This window comes from Lysinibacillus sp. VIII_CA, from assembly GCF_049943995.1.
GTDB lineage: Bacteria > Bacillota > Bacilli > Bacillales_A > Planococcaceae > Lysinibacillus > Lysinibacillus pinottii.
Genome location: NZ_JBNFXM010000002.1, coordinates 195,405 through 218,788 on the forward strand (window position 1 = coordinate 195,405; position 23,384 = coordinate 218,788).

General features: G+C 38.4%; 20 protein-coding genes and 2 pseudogenes. 14 read left to right on the forward strand and 8 right to left on the reverse strand.

All coding sequences use genetic code 11. The annotated features are described in order from the left end of the window. Nucleotides 1–8: 8 nt before the first annotated feature. A complete protein-coding gene (locus ACP3VS_RS04205) occupies nucleotides 9–716 on the forward strand; it encodes an amino acid ABC transporter permease (RefSeq protein ID WP_099805826.1) in 708 nt (235 codons plus the stop codon). A gap of 17 nt (nucleotides 717–733) precedes the next feature. After that, nucleotides 734–1,246: a GNAT family N-acetyltransferase gene (locus ACP3VS_RS04210; protein WP_012295590.1), complete on the forward strand. Its 513-nt coding sequence runs from the start codon at nucleotides 734–736 to the stop codon at nucleotides 1,244–1,246. A 41-nt stretch (nucleotides 1,247–1,287) separates the two neighbouring features. On the opposite strand, the gene ACP3VS_RS04215 is transcribed toward ACP3VS_RS04210, so the two are convergent. Together ACP3VS_RS04215 and sspI are read right to left on the reverse strand one after the other, a co-directional pair. Beyond that, on the reverse strand, nucleotides 1,288–2,667 hold the full coding sequence (locus tag ACP3VS_RS04215; RefSeq protein ID WP_031416415.1) for an FAD-binding oxidoreductase: 1,380 nt from the start codon (nucleotides 2,665–2,667) through the stop codon (nucleotides 1,288–1,290). 78 nt (nucleotides 2,668–2,745) lie between these two features. Next, on the reverse strand, nucleotides 2,746–2,955 hold the full coding sequence (gene sspI, locus ACP3VS_RS04220) for a small acid-soluble spore protein SspI (protein WP_008179231.1): 210 nt from the start codon (nucleotides 2,953–2,955) through the stop codon (nucleotides 2,746–2,748). A gap of 236 nt (nucleotides 2,956–3,191) precedes the next feature. Between sspI and ACP3VS_RS04225 the strand changes: the two genes are divergently transcribed. Then, nucleotides 3,192–3,734, forward strand: coding sequence for an RNA polymerase sigma factor (locus ACP3VS_RS04225; RefSeq protein ID WP_036217389.1), 543 nt, complete (start codon nucleotides 3,192–3,194; stop codon nucleotides 3,732–3,734). 187 nt (nucleotides 3,735–3,921) lie between these two features. Continuing rightward, the gene (locus ACP3VS_RS04230) at nucleotides 3,922–6,072 is read left to right on the forward strand and encodes a bifunctional diguanylate cyclase/phosphodiesterase (protein WP_325881767.1); all 2,151 of its coding nucleotides are present in this window, start codon (nucleotides 3,922–3,924) and stop codon (nucleotides 6,070–6,072) included. Between the two features lie 45 nt (nucleotides 6,073–6,117). Here the strand turns inward: ACP3VS_RS04230 and ACP3VS_RS04235 are convergent, their stop codons facing one another. The 3 genes from ACP3VS_RS04235 to ACP3VS_RS04245 form a co-directional block, all read right to left on the reverse strand. Next, on the reverse strand, nucleotides 6,118–6,309 hold the full coding sequence (locus ACP3VS_RS04235; RefSeq protein ID WP_012295586.1) for an H-type small acid-soluble spore protein: 192 nt from the start codon (nucleotides 6,307–6,309) through the stop codon (nucleotides 6,118–6,120). Nucleotides 6,310–6,322: 13 nt separating this feature from the next. Continuing rightward, nucleotides 6,323–6,490: a YfhD family protein gene (locus ACP3VS_RS04240; protein WP_139015345.1), complete on the reverse strand. Its 168-nt coding sequence runs from the start codon at nucleotides 6,488–6,490 to the stop codon at nucleotides 6,323–6,325. A gap of 120 nt (nucleotides 6,491–6,610) precedes the next feature. Beyond that, a complete protein-coding gene (locus ACP3VS_RS04245) occupies nucleotides 6,611–8,020 on the reverse strand; it encodes a LysM peptidoglycan-binding domain-containing protein (protein WP_325881766.1) in 1,410 nt (469 codons plus the stop codon). Nucleotides 8,021–8,185: 165 nt separating this feature from the next. On the opposite strand from ACP3VS_RS04245, the gene ACP3VS_RS04250 reads away from it, so the two are divergent. The 3 genes and pseudogenes from ACP3VS_RS04250 to ACP3VS_RS04260 all read left to right on the forward strand — a co-directional run bounded on the left by ACP3VS_RS04250 (nucleotide 8,186) and on the right by ACP3VS_RS04260 (nucleotide 10,909). After that, nucleotides 8,186–9,535 (forward strand): FAD-binding oxidoreductase, encoded by a 1,350-nt coding sequence (locus tag ACP3VS_RS04250; RefSeq protein WP_036164443.1) that lies wholly within the window; start codon nucleotides 8,186–8,188, stop codon nucleotides 9,533–9,535. A gap of 227 nt (nucleotides 9,536–9,762) precedes the next feature. Next, a pseudogene (locus ACP3VS_RS04255) lies at nucleotides 9,763–9,948 on the forward strand (alpha/beta fold hydrolase); the annotation flags it as partial. Next, complete coding sequence (locus ACP3VS_RS04260; RefSeq protein WP_426388402.1) at nucleotides 9,932–10,909, forward strand: sensor domain-containing diguanylate cyclase; 978 nt, start codon at nucleotides 9,932–9,934, stop codon at nucleotides 10,907–10,909. The pseudogene ACP3VS_RS04255 and the gene ACP3VS_RS04260, both read left to right, overlap by 17 nt. 7 nt (nucleotides 10,910–10,916) lie before the next feature. Here ACP3VS_RS04260 and ACP3VS_RS04265 read toward each other — a convergent pair whose 3' ends face one another. Beyond that, nucleotides 10,917–11,312 carry a (deoxy)nucleoside triphosphate pyrophosphohydrolase gene (locus tag ACP3VS_RS04265; RefSeq protein WP_031416407.1) on the reverse strand — a complete coding sequence of 132 codons (396 nt, stop codon included), beginning with the start codon at nucleotides 11,310–11,312 and terminating at the stop codon, nucleotides 10,917–10,919. Nucleotides 11,313–11,505: 193 nt separating this feature from the next. On the opposite strand from ACP3VS_RS04265, the gene ACP3VS_RS04270 reads away from it, so the two are divergent. The 3 genes from ACP3VS_RS04270 (at nucleotide 11,506) to pheT (ending at nucleotide 16,138) form a co-directional block, all read left to right on the forward strand. Beyond that, nucleotides 11,506–12,270 (forward strand): TrmH family RNA methyltransferase, encoded by a 765-nt coding sequence (locus tag ACP3VS_RS04270; RefSeq protein WP_012295580.1) that lies wholly within the window; start codon nucleotides 11,506–11,508, stop codon nucleotides 12,268–12,270. A 391-nt stretch (nucleotides 12,271–12,661) separates the two neighbouring features. Then, a complete protein-coding gene (pheS, locus tag ACP3VS_RS04275) occupies nucleotides 12,662–13,708 on the forward strand; it encodes a phenylalanine--tRNA ligase subunit alpha (protein WP_426388403.1) in 1,047 nt (348 codons plus the stop codon). Between the two features lie 12 nt (nucleotides 13,709–13,720). Next, nucleotides 13,721–16,138, forward strand: a complete 2,418-nt coding sequence (gene pheT, locus ACP3VS_RS04280) for a phenylalanine--tRNA ligase subunit beta (protein ID WP_426388404.1) — start codon at nucleotides 13,721–13,723, stop codon at nucleotides 16,136–16,138. Between the two features lie 159 nt (nucleotides 16,139–16,297). Here the strand turns inward: pheT and ACP3VS_RS04285 are convergent. Together ACP3VS_RS04285 and rnhC are read right to left on the reverse strand one after the other, a co-directional pair. Next, nucleotides 16,298–16,942: pseudogene (locus ACP3VS_RS04285) on the reverse strand (transposase); the annotation flags it as partial. Between the two features lie 402 nt (nucleotides 16,943–17,344). Next, entirely contained in the window at nucleotides 17,345–18,271 is a 927-nt protein-coding gene (gene rnhC / locus ACP3VS_RS04290; RefSeq protein ID WP_031419388.1) for a ribonuclease HIII, read from the reverse strand. Between the two features lie 135 nt (nucleotides 18,272–18,406). On the opposite strand from rnhC, the gene zapA reads away from it, so the two are divergent. The 4 genes from zapA to ACP3VS_RS04310 are packed head-to-tail and all read left to right on the forward strand — an operon-like array spanning nucleotide 18,407 to nucleotide 23,366. Then, the gene (gene zapA / locus ACP3VS_RS04295; RefSeq protein ID WP_012295575.1) at nucleotides 18,407–18,667 is read left to right on the forward strand and encodes a cell division protein ZapA; all 261 of its coding nucleotides are present in this window, start codon (nucleotides 18,407–18,409) and stop codon (nucleotides 18,665–18,667) included. Between the two features lie 5 nt (nucleotides 18,668–18,672). Next, the gene (locus tag ACP3VS_RS04300; protein ID WP_012295574.1) at nucleotides 18,673–19,212 is read left to right on the forward strand and encodes a CvpA family protein; all 540 of its coding nucleotides are present in this window, start codon (nucleotides 18,673–18,675) and stop codon (nucleotides 19,210–19,212) included. A 59-nt stretch (nucleotides 19,213–19,271) separates the two neighbouring features. Beyond that, complete coding sequence (gene polX, locus ACP3VS_RS04305; protein WP_426388405.1) at nucleotides 19,272–20,981, forward strand: DNA polymerase/3'-5' exonuclease PolX; 1,710 nt, start codon at nucleotides 19,272–19,274, stop codon at nucleotides 20,979–20,981. An 18-nt stretch (nucleotides 20,982–20,999) separates the two neighbouring features. Beyond that, a complete protein-coding gene (locus ACP3VS_RS04310; RefSeq protein ID WP_012295572.1) occupies nucleotides 21,000–23,366 on the forward strand; it encodes an endonuclease MutS2 in 2,367 nt (788 codons plus the stop codon). Nucleotides 23,367–23,384: the final 18 nt, after the last annotated feature.

Here is a 23,384-nt window from a genome sequence, read left to right on the forward strand (position 1 = left end):
GATGTGCTATGACCATTGATATTGTATTTGTGATGGAGGCTTTACGAGAAATTAGTAAAGTAATACCGCTAACACTATTCATGACATTTACCCCAGTTTTTTTGGGTATTGTAATTGGAATTATGGTAGCCTTTGTACGGATAAAACAAATAAAATTTTTGACGCCCTTCTTAAATTTTTATGTTTCCTTTTTCAGAGGCACACCTATTATTATGCATATCATGCTTGTTTATTTTGGATTACCCATGCTAGTGGATGGTGTGGTAAATACTTTTCACTTATCATTTCAATCCAGTTCAATTCCTATATTATTTTTTGTAATACTTGCATTCACATTCAGTGCAGGGGCATATGCATCGGAAATTATTCGCTCTGGTATTTTAAGTGTCCCCAAAGGGCAATTAGAAGCGGCATATGCAATAGGTTTAACATTTACACAAGCAATGCGACGGTATGTTTTACCACAAGCATTTGGTAAGTCAATTCCTAACTTTACTAATGTCTTTATTGGTTTTTTACATGCCACATCATTAGCTTTTTTTCTGTCCATCAAAGAATTGACAGGAGTGGCGAACATTGTTGCTTCTGTGAACTTGAAATTTTTAGAGGCTTTCATTGCGGTTGGTATCATTTATTGGGGGATTTCGATTATTACAGAATCGATCTCACATCGTATTGAAAAAAGAGTAATGGCCTATAGTAAAAGTGGGCTTTAGTTGAAAGGGGAAAATATATGACAACAGCGGAAATTGTTATTGAACATTTACAAGAGGAAGAGTATGCAGATTATCGTAAGGTTTTAGTAGAAAGCTATGGGCAATATGAAAAGGATTATAAGGACCCAGAGCAATGGGCGTCCTATTTAAATGATATTCGAGCATCCGTTGGCAATCCAAACGCCGAAACTATTCTAATAGCAAGGAGAGGGGATGAGATTTTAGGGGGACTGCAATTATTTACCGATGCAGAGAAAGCATATGGGCTGCCAGAGCTTAATATACAATCGACCATCGTTCGTTTATTGGGGGTTCATCCAAAAGGAAGAGGGCAGGGAGTTGCTAAGAAATTATTGCATGAAAGCTTTGCCTTTGCAAGAAAGAGACAGGATCAGGCACTATACTTGCATTCAGGAGATATTATGCAGGCTGCTATTAATCTTTATTTATCTTTAGGTTTTGTAAGAGACGAGTCAAAGGAATTTTATAAGGGAGATATATTAGTAAAGAGCTTCCGCTATGATTTATAAATAAAAACCGCTGATTGTTGGAATCGGCGGTTTGTTTATGGTTATAGGGAGAAGACTTTCCCGGGATTCATTATGTTAAGGGGGTCAAGTGCTATCTTAATACTTTTCATCACTGCAAGAGAGGTACCATGTTCAGTAGCTTGATATTTCATCTTACCAATGCCAACACCATGTTCTCCTGTACATGTGCCACCTCGAAGCAGAGCATATTGAACAATTTGCTCGTTGAAGCGATCGGCTTTTGTCTGCTCCTCCGCATCATCGGGGTTTAACATTAATAGCGCATGAAAGTTACCGTCTCCTACATGCCCGACAATTCCTCCTACTAGTCCCACATTATTTAGCTGCTCCCTTGCATATAAAATGGTTTCGGCAAGCATGGAAATAGGAACACAAACATCTGTTGACATAAGCTTTTTACCAGGATGAGCATGCATATAGGCATAGGCCAATGAATGGCGTGCTTCCCAAAGTTTATTACGTCCAGCATTATCCTGTTCAAATTCAACAGATAGGCAATGAAAATCCTTAAAAATTTCTGTGGCAAATGCTATATCTGCATGCATACCTGCCTCATTTCCCTGGAACTCTAAAAATAGTGTCGGCTTTTCGTTAAAGGATATGTCATGATAAGTATTGACTTGTTGAATGGAGGCTTCATCAACTAACTCCACCCGACCAACCATTATTCCTGTTTGTAATAATGCAGTGACGGAACTGACAGCATCGCCCACTGTATTAAAAACAGCCCGTCCTGCGGTCACAAATTCAGGTATTCCATATACTTTCAGTGTAAGCTCAGTAAAGCAACCAAGCGTACCTTCTGAGCCAACGAATAAACCGTTTAAATGATAGCCAGAAGAGGACTTCGCTGCTAAATTTCCAGTATGAATCACAGAGCCATCTGCCAATACTACCTCTAAATCACGAACTTGATCGCGCATAACACCGTAGCGAACAGCAGTAGTGCCACTAGCATTAGTAGCTGCCATACCACCTAGTGTGGCATCAGCACCCGGGTCCACTGTAAATTGTAGCCCATGCTTTTTTAATTCTTTATTCAATTGTGAACGTGTGACGCCTGGCTGTACTTTTACAAGAAGGTCTTCAGGTCTAACTTCTAAAATAGCATTCATTTCAGAGAAATCGATTGAAATACCATTTGCAATGGGAATTGCATTTCCTTCTAGACTTGAGCCAACACCGAATGGTACAACCGGAACACGTTGTGCATGCGCGACTTTTAAGATGGCACTGACATCAGCGGTGGAACGTGGAAAAACAACGATATCAGGTAAGCTCATCGCATGATGGGATTCATCCTTACCATGTAGCTGTCGTACCGTTTCGTTTGTTGACACTTGCTCTTCTAATAATACCTGTTTGAGTTGATTGACAATAAATTCTACTACAACAGTCATTCCAATCCCTCCAAATTTTCTGATAAGTAAAACATTATCATGCATTTATTGGAAAGGGAATGCATTGCTTATAAAAAATCAGTTTGCAAATGCTTTTTCTAACTTTTGAACGAATGCTTCTTGTTCAGTAGAGCTTGATTGCTTCCACCATTTTTCAAAAAATACCCCAAGTCCTGGGAGTAAATGCTCTTCTCCACGGCTAATGGCATCTTCAACAATATCTTTAATTTCTGCTGCAGATTGACCGTGTACATTGGCTGTAATCGCATCTCTAATTTGAAAATTCATCTATTTCGCCTCCTTAATAGTAATTTGTCCAAGTATCGTTTTAATATGTACGAAATACCAAAGAAAATAGTTCAAATTTACAAAAACAAGGTGTAATTATGATGAATACTGCTAGTAATTTGAATCATATTGAGCGATTAAATGATAAAAGTGAACATTCGATTTATATATATATCCATTTTAAGATAACATCACCTAGGAATATCAGACTGTGCATAGTTGACAGGAAGAGACAAATGACTATCCATAACAATCGAAAGCCCACAACTACCCAATCATTTGAAGAAATATTGGAAAGTGTGCAACCGATGATTAGTTCTATTCTTACAAGCTTTAGAATTTATAAAGATTATGATTATTATCGCCAAGTAGCGACTATTGCTGTTTGGAGGGCATGGTTAAAAGCAGATCCAGCAAAAGGACAATTATCTGGTTATATTTATTCCAACATAAAAGGAGAAATATTAAATGAATTAATAAAGGAAAAAAACTATTTAGAGAAAATAGCAACAGTTGATGATGAAACACTTGATTATCTTCGTAGTGAGTTCGAGCGAGAGGAATATAACCATCCACAAAGTTCCAACTTTCTAGAGAATTTGATAGGACAGTTAAAACAGGTAGAAAGAAGCATCTTATATTTATATTATGTAGAAGATCGCAGTGATCAAGACATCGCTAATATACTAGGTTTTTCCGTAGCAGCCAGTAAAAAAAGAAGGGAAAGAATCATTAAGAAGTTAAGAAATAAGGATTCTAGAGTGGAAAAAAAGCAATAATATATCAAAAGTATGCTAATATTGTAACAAAATGAATATTAGCATGCTTCTCTTGACTGCATACAAATTACGATAAAAGTGTTATGATTTGTAAGTAGTCAAAGAAAAATACAATTTTACATAAATTATTCAGTTGCAGTAGTTAAAAATACCTAGTGATTTTACATAGTAGTATGGAGGGTTTGTGTTGGGCAAATGGTTTAATCAGATCGATAAAAAAGAGGTTTGGTACATGGTATTACCATTACTACTGGTCATACCATTATTAATTTTTAGCAATCAAGTATATGATGTTTTTCAAGGTGAAATTTATACAAATTTAAAATTGATTATACAAGTATTGATTATTGTGTTTACAATGGCAATAGCCATACAATCCTATTTAGTATTTTCTCACTTACTATCCAATCAGACTTTATACATAGGAAATGTGTTTTTTATTTTAGCATTACTTGAATTAGTAAGTTTATTTTTTAGCCATAACCATTATATTAAATGGGACTATATAGATGGCACTTTACATATCTTAATACGTTTTTACTTATCACTTGGTTTTTTATTCATTATTTTATATCCTAAAAAACAATTAACAATAAAGTATAGAATCCTTAGTTATAGCGGTTCTCTACTTTTTGTTATAGCAAGTATTCTCCTAGTATTTATTTCACCAAAATTTTTGCCAGTACAATGGATAGATCCTATTGATAATATGGTACACCTATTTTCTATTGTTCTTCAACTGATCACAATAAATATTATTAGTAGGTTTTTTAAGAAAATGCCAAAGCGTTCCATGTGGCTCATCAGTGCGGCTATATCGCTTATTGTAAGTGATACGCTTTTTATAATAAGCCAAGATACACATGCTATTTGGGATTTCTCCGCCCTTATTTATCAATTTTTAGCATTTTACTTTTTCTTAAAGGCAATTTATTATACATCGGTTGAAAAGCCGTTTCAACAACTGTTGAAAATCAAAAAAGATCTTGAACAATCACAACGGGAGCTTCAATTTCAAGCCTATCATGATGATATTACACTATTGCCAAATGAACATTTATTACTTAAAACATTAAAGGAAAAATTACATGAAAACGAACTTCAAAAGGCAATCATTGCGATAGAAATTGATCGGTTTGCAGCCATTCGTTCTTCCATAGGAATCAGTCATTCTAATAAAATGATGAAGTTAGTGGCAGACCGTATTCAAACGATTTTACCACCGCACTATTTTGCGACCAAACTACAAGAGGGCCAATTTGTCATTTACATTCACCATGTAAAGACTGTTGAGGAGCTATTACAATTTTGCTTAAATCTAAAAAGTGCCATGAAAAAACCTTTACAGGTACAATTATTTTCGTTAAATGGCAATTTGAATATGGGAATTGCCCTACAAGAGGAAAAGTGGTCGGGGGAAGAGCTATTGATGCATGCCCAACTAGCCATGCGAGAGTCTAGACAAATACCTCAAAGATTTCTTTTTTATAAGCCATACATGTCTAAAGGAATTGCAGATCGTATATTGCTTGAGCAAGATTTACATAATGCATTAGCCAATAATGAATTTTATTTAGATTATCAACCACAGGTAAATTTAAAGAGTGGTGCGATTGAATCTGTTGAAGCATTAGTACGCTGGCGACATCCAAGTCGGGGGTTTGTGTCACCTGAATTATTTATTCCGATTGCTGAAGAATGTGGTCTTATTATTCCTCTTGGAAAATGGATATTAGAAACAGCCTGTCAGCAAGCGAAACAATGGGAGGAACAAGGGTTACCTCCAATCAAAGTAGCTGTTAATCTTTCACTTGGACAATTATTTCAACAGGATTTAGTTGAAATGGTGGCTGGAATATTACAACGTTCAAAATTGGATGCTCATTATCTACAATTAGAAATTACAGAAAGTATGACGATGAATATTGATCAAATGACACAGCTACTGCATGAATTAAAGGCGCTTGGCATTCAAATAGCAGTAGATGATTTTGGAACAGGATATTCATCTTTATCCTATTTAAAGGATTTTCCAATAGATTGTCTAAAAATTGACCGCACTTTTATTAGAAATGTTCCACATAATCCAAATGATGAAGCACTTGTATCGATGATTATTTCGATGGCCAAGCATTTACGCTTGAAGGTTGTGGCGGAGGGGATTGAAGAGGTTGAACAGCTTTCGTTTCTGATGGAAGATGGATGTGATTATATTCAAGGTTACTTATTTAGTAAACCGATTTCACCTCAGCAAATTTCGGAAACCTTTCATGATTTGCACCACCATGTAAATGACGTCTTGATGCAGCTTCAATATAAAGAAAATTATAGTGTGTAAGCAATGCAAAGAACCTGCTTAGTGATGAAGCAGGTTCTTTCTTTTCTAGTGAACGAGATATTCTTCCTTCAGTTCGGATATATCTACTTCAGAACGCTCCTCTAAAGAGCGTCGTAGGTGAACAGTCGCTGTTTTCTCATCATCATGGAGTTTATCAATCCAAACGGATACACCATTATAGCTCACTTCATATTCTAACGGTGAGGCGACAATTTCATGTGCACGTTGATAATCCAACAGAAGCCCCCCCTTATTTTTTCTTCTTATTGTGCTGATTTTGGGTTACTGAATTAATCAGCTCCATGAACTCTTGAGAAAATTCCTCGCTAACCTTATTAGGGGCGATCTTCTGATTTTTTGGTGTTTGAGGTAATGAACCTTTATTGTTACTTTGACCTTGTTTATTGTCTCTTCCCATGTGAGTTGCTCCTTTCAAATTGATATATCTTAATATGGCTTTGAAATGAGCTTTTTATCATGGGAAAAAATCGGGAAAATGTAGCATATCTTTATTAGTTGAGTACACAATAAGAAAAAGCTAAGGTTTTATTATAGAAAAATTTTCATTTAAAAGTACCCAATTTTGTGGAAATGGGAAACCTAAAGCCCAATAACTAATTCCTCGAAGGTTATATTGTTTGACTAAGTCAAATTTAGCTTGGGCACTTCTTGCATCTTCAAACCATACCTCGTGATTTCTCCCTTGTTCATCGGCATAACGATAGAATGGGGATTGTGCTGTTTGGTCAAATTGGATAGTAGCGCCATATTCAATGGCTCGATTAAGAGCCTGCTGTGGACTAAAAGTTTCGGCTTCTTGGCCTTTGACATGGGGTAATAGCCAATCACGAGCATATAGCTCAAAGCCTAATAAAATTTTATTTGCTGGTATTTCTGTCAGTGCATATTCCACAACTCTTCTCATCTCATTAATAGGGGAAATCGCTTGAGGAGAACCAAAGCGATACCCCCATTCATAGGTCATCAAAACCACAAAATCTGCTATTCGACCGTGCGCCGCGTAATCGTGTGCTTCATATAACGTTCCAGCTTGCGTTGCACTTGTTTTAGGTGCGAGTGCAGTTGACACGAGATAGCCCATTGGATGAAGCGTATCCGCAGCTAATTGTATAAACGCATTGTAATTTTCTCGATCTGCTGGTAAAACATTTTCAAAATCAATATTCAAAACTTGATAGCCCTTCTCTTGCATTACCTGCAAAACATTATTCATCACCTTGACACGTAAATCTTCATTGGACAAGACAACATGTGCTAAATTAGAGCCACCCTCTGTAGAAGTAAAATTAGTGAGCGTTAGCATAGGAATGATGTTTTTAGCCTGTGCAGCTGCTATCATTTTTTCGTCGTTTATAGGCTGTAGTGTACCGTCTTCCTTCATCATATATGCAAAAGGACTAAAATAAGTAAGTAGATGACCAACGGCATTAATGGAATCAATCGCTTCCTCAGATGGTTGGTAAGAATAAGCATTTACTTCAATGAGGGGTAATTTTCTAGGGATGATTAACTGAGCGCCGACATAAATCATATTAGGGTTGTTTATATGATTTACAGCAACAATTGCTTGGATGGTCGTCTCATACTCTTGAGCTATTTGCCATAAAGTTTCTCCAGGCTCCACAATATGAATGATTGGTGGAATAATTAATTTAGTGCCAGGGGTTAACATATCAGGGTTAGTTAGATGATTGTCTGCAATGATGGCTTCTAGCGGAACGCCAAATTGCTGTGCAATTGCCCATAATGTATCTCCGCTTTTAACGGTATAGGTGGTATAGGGTGACGGTATAACAAGTGATTGTCCGATGGCTAATTGATCTGGTGTGGCTAACGCATTTAATAAGGTAATAGATTGCACAGATACCCCATAACGATTGGCAATATGCCATAGCGTTTCCCCAGCACTTACTACATGAATAATCATAGAACACCTCCTACATGATAGTTCATTACTGCATCATATGATTCAAATGAAGAAATGAGTATTTTTATAAGAGAAAAGTAAAATGCTTAAAACTTCAAATTCTTTCCCTATGATACCTAGCATAGGATATGACATAAGTTAGGTATGATAGGAAAGGGGTTTGAGGTGAAAAAAGCGAAACTTACAGGCAGAATCGTTACTCCTGAAGATCCGAATTATGAACAAGCCAGGACGAATAATAATTTAAGTAATCCAAAATATCCGAGAATAATTGTATTTTGTCAAAGAACAAAAGATGTGGTGAATGCCTTGAGATGGGCAAGAGAAAACAATGAACCTTTCAGGGTTCGCAGTGGCCGCCATAGCTATGAAAATTATTCGATATTAAATAAAGGACTTGTCATTGATATAAGTGATATGAATCACATGGCTATTAATTTGCAAGATATGTCGGTCAAAATCGATGCTGGAGCCAATTTAGGAAAGGTGTACAGAGAATTATGGGAAAATGGTGTAACGATACCTGCTGGCACAGAAAGTAGCGTTGGTGTAGTTGGCTTAACTCTTGGTGGGGGGATTGGCATGCTGTCACGACCTTTTGGGCTAACTTGTGATAATCTCCTCGAAGTAGAGATAGTGACGGCAAGTGGACAGGATGGGGCTAGAATCATCCAAGCAAATAGGCAAAATCATAATGACCTCTTTTGGGCAAGTTGTGGTGGCGGCGGCGGTAATTTTGGGATTGTTACTTCATTAACATTCAAGCTTCATGCTATCAGTGAAGTTTCGCTCTTTTCTATCACATGGGGATGGGACGATTTTGAGCTTGCTTTTAATACTTGGCAAAAATGGGCTCCCTTTACCGATAAGCGTTTGACATCGCAAATTGAGTTAAAGACTAAGGAAGTTGGAGAGGTTGTAGCACAAGGGGAATTTGTGGGTCCTACAGCTGAGTTAAAAAAACTTCTTCGACCTCTAAGGAAGGCAGGTTCACCAACAAATATATGGATAAAGGAAGTACCCTATATCAAGGCTGTAGAATTTTTTGATCTACCGAGTGGTAATCAACCAGTTCTCTATAAAAGATCAGGTTCCTTTATAGAGAGACCACTTCCTTTTGAGGCCATTAAAAGAATGAAGGATTTTTTAACGCTTGCCCCTAATCCAAATACGACAATTTGGCAACAATCCTTAAGAGGAGCAGTCAGTGAAATTTCGCCAACTCGCACAGCCTATTATTACCGAAATGCAATAATGGCTCAAGAATACAATACTTCTTGGAAAAAGCCAGCTGAAGAAAAGAAAAATATCGAATGGGTGGAGAACATACGAAGAGCTTTATCTCCATATACCACTGGTGATTATGTCAATTTCCCAGATCGATTTATTCAGGATTGGCCAACAGCCTATTATGGTCGTAATTTTAGAAGGCTGAGAGAAGTGAAAACAAAATATGATCCATTTAATGTTTTTCACTTTCCGCAAAGTATTCCGCCAATTAGAAAATGGTTATAGACAATATGATGAGCAGTATGCGGACGCATTGCTGCTCTTTTTAATGATCAAAGTATGTCCAATCTACAAGTGGAAATTAATCTTGATAATTACCGTACCAAAGTTCACAATAAAACTATTACATATATTTCTAAAAGGAGTTAGTTGGATGGAAAATATTGTTGTTCGTAATCATGTAAAAATAGTTGGACAAGGAGATCAACCGATTATTTTTGGACATGGTTTTGGACAGTATTGTGCCCATAAGTGTAGGAGATTATTTACATAAACATATTAAAGACAGTACTTTTAGCTTAATGGAAGCGAAAGGACATTACCCTCACATTAGTCACCCAAATGAAACCATTCAGTGTATTATGGATTTTTGTAGAGAAGATAATGAAAGGATTATTGTAAATGGAACAACGACTTAATGATGCGCCCTGTGGTTTTCTTTCCATCACTCACGAAGGAGTGATTGCCGAGGTCAATCACACCTTACTAAAATGGATAGGCTTTGAACAGGTGGATTTGCTACAACAACATTTAGAAATACTTCTATCTACTCCTAATAAATTAATTTTTCACTCCTATTTTTATCCGGCGATAAATTTAGAACAGCAAGTAGAGGAATTGTTTATTCATCTCAAACATAAGGAAGGTATGGCCATACCTTTTCTAATGAATGCTAGATTGTATACGGAAGATACGGTAGAGCGAATTGATTGTATTTTAGTCAAAATGCAAAAGCGTATTGATTATGAACAAGAGTTACGTTCAGCTAAGAAGCTACTAGAGGCAGCCTACCAAGAAAAAGAACAGGCGTTAGCCAATTTGGAGCAAATATATGTAGAAATCGAACAACAACAGGCAAAATTATTAACCGTGAATGCTTCCTTAGTTGAATTATCAGAGACAGACAAACTGACGGGTTTAAAAAATAGGAGATTCTTCCAAGAAAAACTTGAACAACAGCTCAATAGTTATTATGAATCAGCTAAGCCTTTCTCTCTATGCATTCTTGATATTGACCACTTTAAAAAGGTTAATGATACGTTTGGACATCAAGTAGGTGACGATGTTCTTGCTCAATTGGCACAGCTATTAACACAACGAGCGCGTAAAGAAGATACCGTCGTTCGTTATGGTGGTGAGGAATTTGTTATGATTTTACCGGAAACCGAGATTGCCGCAGCAAAAGAGATAGGGGAGCAAATAAGAAAAACCGTTGCGTTAGATCATTGGCCAGTTGGGCAAGTGACCATAAGTATTGGTTTGGCAACCGTCACATCTAAAGATACTGGTACGACCTTGCTAAAGAATGCGGATGATGCCTTGTATGCATCGAAAAAAAATGGTCGTAACCAAGTGACCCATTTTTATGATATGAAGTAAATGTGTTTTATTGTTCCGCTAATAATTTTTGAATGGAAGGTAAATCTGCAGGAGCGAAAGAAAGCTCAAGCAATTGCTGACGAGGAACCCATTTTGCTTCAGCGTGTTCCAATATTTGTGGAGTACCTTCGACAATAGTGGCTAGATAAGTTTCTAGGTGAACGAAAAATGGTTCATATTCATAAAGAGTTTGCGTTACTGGATCACCAACTTGAATGATGCAGTTGAATTCTTCAAGGATTTCTCGATAAAGTGCTTGCTGAGGAGTTTCGCCGGATTCAATTTTACCACCAGGGAATTCCCAATAATTAGCGAGCACCATATGGGTATTTCTTAAAGCACAAAAAATTTCTTGTCGATCATTTTCAATTATGGCACCAACTACATGGATTGTTTTTTTCATCCGCATCCCCTTTTTTGATACTGTAAAATTACTGAGAAATATGTATGATTATAGCATAATGGATTTATTAGAGCTGTACTAAAATTATACTTGTCTTAGAAAAATAACAGTTTTCTCACATAGCTATGAAATTTGGTATTTCCTAAGGTATAATAATGGTCAATATATAGGAAAAAGGCGGTAATAGGTAGCAATGAAGAGAATCGAATCTACGCAAAATGCGTTAGTGAAATATTGGAAAAAATTGGCAACAACAAGAAAAGAGCGGGAACGATCAGGTGAATTCATAGTCGAAGGCTTTCACCTCATAGAAGAAGCATTAAAACATAAGGAGCAAGTCCTACAGATTATTGTGCGTGAAGGTGTAGATTTACCGATGCTATGGCCAATTGATGGAATCGCTATTGTAGAGGTGACGTCAGTAGTAGCGAAGGAATTTGCTGAAACAGAAACGTCACAAGGTGTTTTTGCTATTTGTAAACAGCCTGTTTTAGAGGAGGAAGCGAAGACATCTTGGCGTAAAGTGCTATTGATCGATGCTGTTCAAGATCCAGGTAATATTGGGACAATGATACGTACAGCTGATGCTGCTGGGTTAGACGCTGTTATTTTAGGGAAGGGTTGTGCCGATATCTACAATCCTAAAACATTACGAGCTGCACAAGGCTCACATTTCCACATCCCTGTAGTACGTGAAGAATTAACAGAATGTGTCGACTTTTTACAGGATCAAGGTGTACCTGTATTTGGTACGGCATTGGATGAAGACGCGGTGCCTTATAGCGACATTCATCATACTGGTGCATTTGCGATTATAATGGGGAATGAAGGAAGTGGTATTCAGCCACAGCTTTTAGCAATGACAGACCAAAATATAATCATTCCTATTTTGGGTCAGGCAGAATCACTAAACGTAGCTGTTGCAACCGGTATAGTTCTATATGGTTTTGTGAGATAATTAAGTGATTCATGCTTGTTGCTAGTTGTCCCTTGATTTGCAACAGTTTATTATTGTATAATTAACTCTAAAATGTAAGTTTAAATATGAAATGCTATGACCGGGAAGTAGTAAAAATTGTGAATGGACGACAGGGAGCGTGTGGCCGGAGATTGAGAGCCAACGCCGTACCGATGCAATTTTGAATTCAGCCCGTGAGCAGCTACCGGGACCAGCCTAATGCTGTAAAGGTAAGCCGGCTTTATCAAGTCGTTATGTCAATGAAGTGATTGTAAGGATATTGGGCCTTGCAATAACTAGGGTGGTACCGCGAATATGTCCTCGTCCCTTTTTTAGGGGCGAGTTTTTTTATGCCTAAAAACAGGCGTTAATTTTCTAGGGAGGTTTTAACATGGAAGAGCAATTAAAGCAATTAAAGCAATTAGAGCAAGAAGCACTTGCTAAAATTGAAGCGGCAGCAAGTCTAAAAGAATTAAATGAAGTACGTGTTGCATATTTAGGGAAAAAAGGGCCTATTACTGATTTATTAAAAGGTATGGGTAAATTATCAGCTGAAGAGCGACCAAAAATGGGTGCTTTAGTGAATAATGTTCGTGAAAACGTAACGGCAGTATTAGAGTCAAAGGCTGCTGTACTTGAAGAAGCGGCTATTGCTGAAAAATTAGCAAGTGAGTCGATTGATGTTACTTTACCTGGACGTGCAATAAAAGTCGGGAATCGTCATCCATTGACACGTGTTATTGAAGAAATTGAAGATTTATTTATTGGCATGGGCTATGAAATTGCAGAGGGTCCTGAAGTAGAGAAGGACTACTATAACTTTGAAGCATTAAATTTACCAAAGGGTCATCCTGCTCGTGACATGCAAGACTCGTTCTATATTTCCGAGGAAATATTATTACGTACCCATACATCACCTGTACAGGCTCGTACTATGGAAGCTAAAAAAGGTGAATCTATTCGTATCATCTGTCCAGGAAAAGTATTCCGTCGTGATAATGATGATGCCACTCACTCACATCAATTTATGCAAATTGAAGGTTTAGTAATTGGGGAAAATATTCGTATGAGTGATTTAAAAGGAACTTTAGATACCTTAGCAAAAAAAATGTTTGGTGCTGAACGTGAAATTCGACTTCGTCCGAGCTTCTTCCCATTCACAGAACCATCTGTTGAAATGGATATCTCATGCTTTAAATGCGGTGGTGCAGGATGTAACGTATGTAAGAGCACTGGCTGGATTGAGATACTAGGAGCAGGTATGGTTCATCCAAACGTCTTAGAAATGGCTGGCTATGATCCGAAGAAAGTTTCTGGTTTCGCATTTGGTATTGGTGCAGAGCGTATTGCCATGTTGAAATATGGTGTCGACGATATTCGACATTTCTATACAAGTGACACTCGTTTCTTATCACAATTCGAGCGAACAGAGGCGTAAGGGGGATAAAATATGTTAGTATCATTAGAATGGTTAAAAGAATATGTCAATACACAGGACTTAGCACCTGAGCTATTAGCAGAAAAAATTACACGCTCAGGGATTGAAGTAGACGCAGTCATTGATCGTGCGAATGCAATGGATAAAGTTGTAGTCGGATATGTTGTATCAAAGGATAAACATCCAGAAGCCGATAAATTAAATATTTGTCAAGTTGATGTTGGAGAAGAAGAGCCTCAACAAATTATTTGTGGTGCTCCCAATGTAGATGCTGGTCAAAAAGTAATTGTGGCTCGCCCAGGTGCCCATTTGTCAGGCGGTATTAAAATTAAAAAGGCCAAACTCCGAGGACATGAATCAAATGGCATGATCTGTTCATTACAAGAGCTTGGTATTGAAGGAAAGCTTGTTCCTAAAGCTTATTCTGAGGGCATTTACGTGCTTCCGGAGGATGCGGAAGTAGGAACTGACGCGCTAGCCATTCTAGGCTTACGCGATACGGTGCTAGAGCTTGGTTTAACACCAAATCGCTCAGATGCACTTTCAATGCTAGGTGTAGCGTATGAGGTGGGTGCTATCCTGTCAGAGGAAGTAAAGTATCCAAATATCGCTTATCAAGCTGCCAATGAAAAAGCAGAGGATTTACTAAAGCTTCGCGTGGAAGATATGCAAGCAAATCCAATGTACGTCGCAAAAGTTGTGAAAAATGTCAAAATTGGTGAGTCTCCAATGTGGCTTCAAAATCGTTTGATGGCAGCAGGTGTGCGCCCGCATAATAACGTAGTGGATGTGACGAATTATGTGTTAATGGAATATGGTCAACCACTTCATGCCTTCGACTATGATAGCCTAGCAACGGGTGAAATCGTTGTTCGTAAAGCGACAGATGGTGAGAAAATCACAACTTTGGATGATCAAGAACGTACATTAAGAGCGTCAGATTTAGTTATTACGAATGGCAAAGAGCCAGTTGCTATAGCTGGTTTAATGGGTGGTGCTAATTCTGAGGTAACGGATTCTACAACGACTGTTGTCATTGAATCAGCTTATTTCGATGGCTTAACAGTGCGTCAAACATCTCGTCATCTTGGCCTTCGATCAGATGCATCTGCTCGCTTTGAAAAAGGGGTGGACCCTAACCGTGTTTTACCTGCTGCCGAACGTGCTGCAACATTACTTGCTGCATTAGCTGGTGGTGAAGTATTGGAAGGAACATGTATAGTAGACGAGTTAGACAAAACACCAGCACGTGTTGTCGTTTCACCAGATTTTATTAACGAACGTTTAGGCATGAAGATCGCATTAGAGGATATGCTTTCTATTTTAGAGCGCCTAAAATTCGGAGTAGAAGCTGCAAATGGTTTATTAATTATTGATGCACCAACACGTCGTCAGGATATTAAAATCGAAGAGGATATCGTAGAGGAAATTGCTCGACTTTATGGCTATGATGAGATTCCAATGACATTACCAGAAGGTGCAACACAAGTAGGTAGTTTGACATCTTATCAAGCTAATCGTCGTGTTGTTCGTAGCTATATGGAGGGTGCTGGTCTGTATCAAGCTGTGACGTATTCATTAACATCTGATGCGCTGTCACAACGATTTGCATTGAAAGCCGAGCCAGTAACTCGTTTACTAATGCCTATGAGCGAAGATCGCTCTACACTACGACAAAGCCTAGTTCCACACTTAATCGAAGCAGCAGCCTATAATGTTGCCCGCCAAGCAGACAGTGTAGCACTATATGAAATTGGCTCAGTATTTCTTGGTCAATCGGAGGAAGGACAGCCTTTCGAAGAAGAGCATCTAGCAGCAGTCCTTACAGGGAAATGGCTAGATCACGCATGGCAAGGTGAGAAAAAGGCTGTAGATTTCTTCGTCTTAAAAGGTGTTATCGAGGGTGTCATTGGCAAGCTTGGTCTAGGAAATCGTATTTCATTTGAAAAAGCACAAATTGATGGATTACATCCAGGTCGTACAGCTAGCATATTATTAGATGGCGAGCAAGTTGGGATCATAGGTGGACTACATCCTGCAGAGGAAAAAGCATGGGGTGTAAAAGATACTTATATCATGGAAATGAATCTCGTTGCTCTATTAAATGCAACAAATCAAGAAGCGCCACTTGCTTATACACCAGTACCTCGTTTCCCTGCAATGTCTCGTGATATTGCGCTCATTATGGACCGTATAACAACTGCAGGTGAAGTCGTTAAAGCTATTAATGAAGCCGGCGTGAAATTATTGAAGGATATCCGTGTATTTGACGTTTACGAAGGTGAGAAAATGGAGCAAGGGAAAAAATCTGTAGCATTCTCACTCACATACTTCGACCCAGAACGTACGTTAACAGATGAAGAAGTAGTAGCTGCACACAATAAAGTACTAAAAGCAATTGCTACAATCGACGGTACAGAGGTACGCTAAAATTTATAATAAAGACTGTCGTTTTAGATGGTCTTAAACTTAGTCAAAAGTCATCGAGAAGTTTACTCTCGATGACTTTTGTCATTTTTCTTTCTCTTTTATTTTCAATATTTAGTAAATCATTGCTATCCAACATTCTCTTCGAGCATAGATGCTCTATTAAGCTGTCTGCCACGTCCAAATAGCTAGTTTCTTTAAATTCATGGCAGCAAAAGTAAGCATCGCCTGCATGGACCATTTTTTTAGACCTCTTAAGGTTGTCCATCGCATACCATGCTTTTCTTTTGCATCCGCAAAGACACGCTCAATCGTTTCTTTGCGCTTGGCATAAATTTGTTTGATGTCATAGGAATGGCGTAAATGTTCAGCTTCCTCCACATACGACGCCCAAATATGACGTTGAATGAGTTTTTGATGATGCTTACTTTCTGTACATTGGGAAAGGCTTGGACACTTCGCACAAATCAAAGGATTCGATTTATATTGGCGATATCCTTCCTTCGTCGTTGTCGCATACTTCAATATCTGCCCTTGTGGGCAAAGATAACAATTATAGTGCTCGTCATATATATACTCATGCTTTCGGAAGAATCCATCTTTCGTTTTAGGACGTGTATATGGAAGAACAGGCAACATTTAATTCTCTAACAAAAAGTTCGTAATCGCTGGTGTTTTATAGGCTGCGTCTGCCGCAACAGCTAATGGTTTTTGAACGTTTTGAATGACCCTTTCCACAAGTGGCTACAATACATGGCTATCGTGCACATTTTCCAGATTTACAATGGCACCTAAGACAAAGCCTTCTAAAGGATAGATAAATGAAAAATCAATAGCAGCCTCTAGTTTTCGCACTAAATGATTGTTGGGAACTAATGGATCAATCGTTAACATTTCTAATTGTTCTCGTTCATTGGATGGATTCTTCGTCATCATCGTTTATCACCTCAAAAATTTACTTTTCAACACCCTATGTAGATGGAGTACTTTATGTAGAAGTTGATGGGAACGAAGGGCGGCGACTCCTGCGGGAAAAGCGGGAAAGTCGAGATCCTGGACTGAGCGAAGCGAGGGAAGCAGCTCGACCCCGCCCGCGGAAAGCGTCCGCCCGTAGTGGAAATCAACGGCTTTACTTTATTTCATTGTAAAAGAAAAAAGACTGTCATATAGACAATCTTTTTTAGTGGTTAATTTATATATAGTAGTTTTTTAAATCATCTTTCTCGCTTTTTCTGTATTAGCAAAATGCCATTTTGTAATGGAGCGTAGAAATTCTTCGCCTTGTTTACGCCAAATACGTGCAGCTTGCACATCTACCTTGTTTGAGGCCCCTTTCATTAACTCTAGACCCGCTATATCACTTAGACGATCCATTTCCTTTAAAAACGCAGCACGAGCTAGAATGGATGCTGTGGCCACGGCTACATGCAATTGCTCGGCTTTAGTAGAAAAGTACACGCTTTCCTGTACAATTTCTCGTTCGTTTTTTAAGTAATTGTAATAAACACCCCGTTCTGCAAACTGATCAATTAAGATACATTCAGGTGTTTCGGGAGCCATTTTTGCCAGGGTGTTGTGCAGTGCCTTGTTGTGCATCATGGCTTTCATTTTCCCTTGTGAATAGCCTTTTGCTTGTAGGCTGTTATATTTTTCATTGCGTAAGATGAGAACACTATGAACGCAGGCTGCTCGTAAATCAGGAGCAATTTTCCGCATATAATCATCCGATAACATTTTTGAGTCTTTGACACCAAGCTCATTGATTAGTTCAATTTTGGATGAAGGTACATACACGGCAGCTACTGTCATGGGGCCAAAATAATCCCCTGTGCCTGTTTCATCTGAGCCTAATACGGACATCGATGCAAATTGGTCTGGTAGTGTATCCCCCTTTGCCCCAATAATAGCTGATTTCGAATTCGGTGTTTTTTCAATTGTCCCCCAGCGGGCAGCTTCACGCTCAGCGCCACCACCTTGAAACATTAATTTTCCTGATTTATACATTGTTATGGAGGTATCTGGTAGTTTTGCGGCGAAGATTACACCAGCAGCTTTACGTTCAATATAGTTGGCTGCATAGTATGCCATCACCTCTTTTTGAATATTTGTTGAAATGGAAAGCACAATATTTGACATTTAATCGATCCTTTCTGTCCTCATTGTTCACAATTTTATACCTTTCATGGTATGATAATAAATAGCTTTTTTGTGTGATGGTGCTAGCAAGCCAAAAAAATCTTGCAAGTATCGAATTTATAGGAGGGTGCGACTATGGAAAAACAAGAAAAGAATAAAATTTCTGTGGAAATATATGGTCATACATATAAAATGGTCGGCTTGGAATCCATTGGCCATATGCGACTTGTTGCTTCGATTGTTGATGACCGTATGCGCGAGATGAACGTACATAATCCCTCACTTGATAGCACAAAACTTGCTGTTCTGACAGCAGTAAATACAGTACATGATAATTTACTATTAAAAGAGCGGCTGGAGCAACTGGAAGAAGAATTGAAAAAATTAAAGGGTTGAAGAGAATGTTAGATTTAATCATATTAGTGGTACTGTTAGCTGGAATTGGTGTCGGTGCAAAACGTGGTTTTATTGTACAAATGATGCACATTGTCAGCTTTATAGTAGCCCTAATTGTTGCGTATATTTATTATAAGCCATTAGCACAAAAATTTGTATTTTGGGTTCCATATCCAGGAGTTACTGATACAGGTAGTCTTGGTGTCGTGATAGACAGTCTAGATTTAGACCGCACATTCTATCGTGTAATTGCTTTTGCGGTAATTTTCTTCGCCGTAAAAATAACATTGCAAATTGTGGCATCGATTTTTGACTTTATCGCTTATTTACCTGTACTGAACACAGTAAATCGTTGGCTAGGAGCGCTGTTCGGCATGATTGAAAACTATTTAATTATGTTTATTTTGCTATACGTATGCGCTTTACTACCGATTGATAGCATACAAAATTTAATGTCGAAGTCATTGTTAAGTGGTCTTATTTTAGAGCATACACCGGTCATTACAAAGATGTTCCAAAACTGGTGGTATATTTATATGCAATAGTCAACTATGCACTTCTCTCTGTTTTGAGAGAAGTGTTTTTACGATAGGAGGAATTATTGGTGAATAAAAAAACCATTATTCGTACACTCGAAAAAATTGCTCTGTACATGGAATTGCAAGGTGAAAATCCATTCAAGGTAGCTGCTTTTCGAAAAGCAGCCGCAGCACTTGAAGGAGACGAGCGTTCATTAAGTGAAATGGATGATGTAACCAAACTTAAAGGTATTGGCAAGGGGACGGCTGCTGTTATTGAGGATTTGATGGTAACGGGTGAATCGAGTTTGCTAAAAGACCTAGAAGAGATTGTACCTAAAGGATTATTGCCATTGTTAAAGTTGCCAGGTTTAGGTGGAAAAAAGATAGCCAAGCTTCACCAAGAGCTAGGCATCGATTCAGCGGAAAGCTTAAAGGAGGCTTGTGAAGCAGGCAAGGTTCGTGAATTAGCCGGCTTTGCTGCCAAAACAGAAGAGAAAATTTTAAAGGAGCTTGCCAATTTAGCTAATCGTTCTGAGCGTTTACCCATTTGGCAGCTAGAGCCTGTGGTTTTACAAATAGAGGCCCTTCTAGATAGTATGGAGGAAGTGGAACGTTTTTCAGTAGCTGGAAGTTTCCGTCGGGCAGTGGAGACTAGTAAAGATATTGATTTTATTGTTGTAACAGAAGCGGTTGAGGTAGTCCGTGAAAATTTAATAAATACATTAGCCATTCAAGAGGTTGTTGCAGCAGGAGATACAAAAATCTCGGTGATTTTGGATTTAGATGAGCCAGTAAGCGTTGATTTTCGCTTAGTGAAGGACAAGGAATATGCAACTGCCTTGCATCATTTTACCGGCTCTAAGGACCATAATGTACGCATGCGCCAACTTGCAAAAGCGCGAGGAGAAAAAATTAGTGAATATGGTGTAGAGCAGGAAGATGGTACGGTTCTAACATTTCAAGATGAAGCGGCATTTTTTGCTCATTTTGATTTACCTTGGATTCCACCTAGCTTACGTTCAGGGACAAAGGAGTTTGACAAAACAGCGGAAATACAAAAATTAGTTCGACTTGAGGATATTAAGGCTGATTTGCATATGCATACGACGTGGTCGGATGGTGCATATTCTGTTGCAGAAATGGGCAAGGCATTACTAGCACGTGGCTATCAATATGGCGTTATTACGGATCATTCTCAATTTCTAAAAGTCGCAAATGGTTTAACACCAGAGCGTTTAAAAAAACAGCGAGTGGAAATTGAAGCTTTTAATGAAGCTCACCCAGAATTTCATTTATTTACAGGTACAGAAATGGATATTTTACCGGATGGAACCTTAGATTTTGATGATCAAGTATTGCGGGAATTAGATTTTGTGATTGCTTCTATCCATTCAAGTTTTACACAATCACAGGAAAAAATTATGGCCCGTCTACTGACAGCTATGCAAAATCCTTATGTCCATATGATTGCCCATCCTACAGGGCGAATTATTGAAGATCGTGATGGCTATAATCCTAATATGAAACAGTTAATTGCCTGGGCGAAGGAATATGGTAAAATTTTAGAGTTAAATGCCAACCCTTACCGTCTTGATTTATGTGTTGAACATTTAGAAATGGCTTTAGCAGCAGGTGTACCAATAGCAATTAATACGGATGCCCATGATTCGGCACATTTACGTTTTATGGATATTGGAGTTCGCTATGCCAATAGAGCATGGATACCAAAAGATTTGATTGTGAATACATGGACGCGTGATCAATTTGAAGCGTTCATACGACGAAATAAATAGGTTGAGGAGGTGTTCTCAGTGATTGCAGAACGCGCATTGAAAACACTAGAATACGATAAAGTACGGCAACAAGTGGCTACCTATTGTACTTCTTCAATTGGGAAATCAGCCATCGAGGAGCTTGTACCACAGACTGATTATGATAAAGTAGTACAACTATTAGAAGAAATGGATGAGGGTTTATCCATTTTACGTGTAAAAGGTAATGTACCGATGGGTGGGATATTTGATGTTCGACCATCTGCAAGAAGAGCACAAATAGGGGGCATGTTAGCAGCGATAGAGCTAATGGAAATTTCTAGTACAATTCGAGCTAGTAGAATTCTCCGCAATTTTATCGAGGATTTAGAAGCCGATGAAGTAATTGAGATTCCACATTTCATCGCTAAAAAGGAAACAATGCCTGTATTAACGGGATTACAGCATGAAATTAATAACTGTATTGATGATAATGGAGCCGTTTTAGATTCGGCTAGTACAACTTTACGAACTATTCGCCAATCCTTACGCTCGGAAGAAGCCAAGGTGCGTTCTAAATTGGAGAGCTTAATCCGTGGCAGTAATGCATCGAAAATGCTATCTGATACACTTGTTACAATTCGGAATGATCGCTTTGTCATTCCTGTCAAGCAAGAATATCGTCATCATTACGGTGGAATCGTCCATGACCAATCCTCTTCTGGACAAACATTATTCATTGAGCCAGATTCTATCGTCCAAGCGAATAATGAAATTCATCGTTTGAAAATGAAAGAACAGGCTGAGGTTGAAAGAATTTTACTAGCTTTAAGTGCAATGGTGCAAGATGTAGCACCAGATTTATTTAACTTAGTAAAGGTATTAGGGGATATCGATGTCATTTTAGCTAAAGGCAAGTATGGCCAAGCCAATAAGTGTACAATGCCTAAAATGAATCAGGACGGCTATATCCGCCTTGTTCGTGCACGCCACCCTCTGTTACCAATAGATATAGCTGTGCCAAACGATATTGAGTTTGGGAAAGACATAACAGCAATAGTCATTACGGGTCCAAATACAGGTGGTAAAACGGTCACTTTAAAAACAGTTGGCTTGTGTACATTAATGGCTCAAGCAGGGTTACCGGTGCCAGCATTGGATGGATCTCAGCTTGCTGTGTTTAAACAATTGTTTGCTGATATTGGAGATGAGCAATCTATAGAGCAATCGCTTTCCACATTCTCATCTCATATGGTCAATATTGTCGACATCTTACAAAAATTTGATCATGAGTCACTTGTTCTATTTGATGAGTTAGGAGCAGGGACGGACCCACAAGAAGGGGCAGCTTTAGCCATTTCTATTTTAGATGAGGTGCATGGTCGTGGTGCTCGTGTGATGGCTACAACTCACTATCCTGAACTCAAAGCATACGGTTATAATCGACCTGGTGTTGCCAATGCCAGTGTAGAATTTGATATTGAAACATTGAGTCCTACCTATCGTTTATTAATTGGTGTTCCTGGACGTTCAAATGCATTTGAAATATCCAGTCGCCTTGGTCTCCCAGAGTCCATTATTGAGCGTGCTAAAGGCTTTACAGGAACAGATCGACATGAGGTTGAATCGATGATTGCTTCATTAGAGGAAACACGTCGTCAATCGGAGGATGATGCAGAGCGTTCCCATGCATTATTGTTAGAGTCAGAGAGCTTACGTAAAGAGCTACAAGATAAATTGCAAGCCTATGAAGAGCGTAAAGAGGCACTTGATAAGAAAGCTAAAGAAAAAGCTCGTAAAATTGTAGAAGAAGCGAAACGTGAAGCGGAAGGTATTATTGCTGAGCTGAGAGAAATGCGTAAAAATGCCGACCAAGTTGTTAAAGAGCACGAACTGATTGAAGCACGTAAACGTTTGGAAGAAGCAACACCGCTTGAAAATAATAAAGTACTAAAAAAAGCTGCACAAGTAAAAGCCCGTGCACAAAACTTAGTTGTCGGGGATGAGGTAAAGGTGTTAAGCTATGGTCAAAGAGGTACTTTATTAGAAAAAGTTTCGAATACTGAATGGGTTGTCCAAATGGGGATTTTAAAAATGAAAATCTCTGATAGTGATTTGGAGTATATTAAACCTGAAAAAGAGCCTATTGTACGAACAGCTGGTGTAAAAAATCGAAATGGCCATGTGAAATTAGAATTGGATTTGCGTGGAGAGCGCTATGAAGATGCAATTTTAAGGACAGAAAAGTATATTGATGATGCTTTGCTCGCGAATTATGGTCGTGTATCTATTATCCATGGTGTTGGTACTGGGGCTTTACGCCAAGGTATTCAAAGCTATTTGAAAAACAATAAGCGTGTGAAATCCTTCCGTTTTGGTGAAGCCGGCGAAGGGGGCTTAGGCGTCACAGTTGTTGAATTGAAATAAGCTATAAAGGGGACGGAG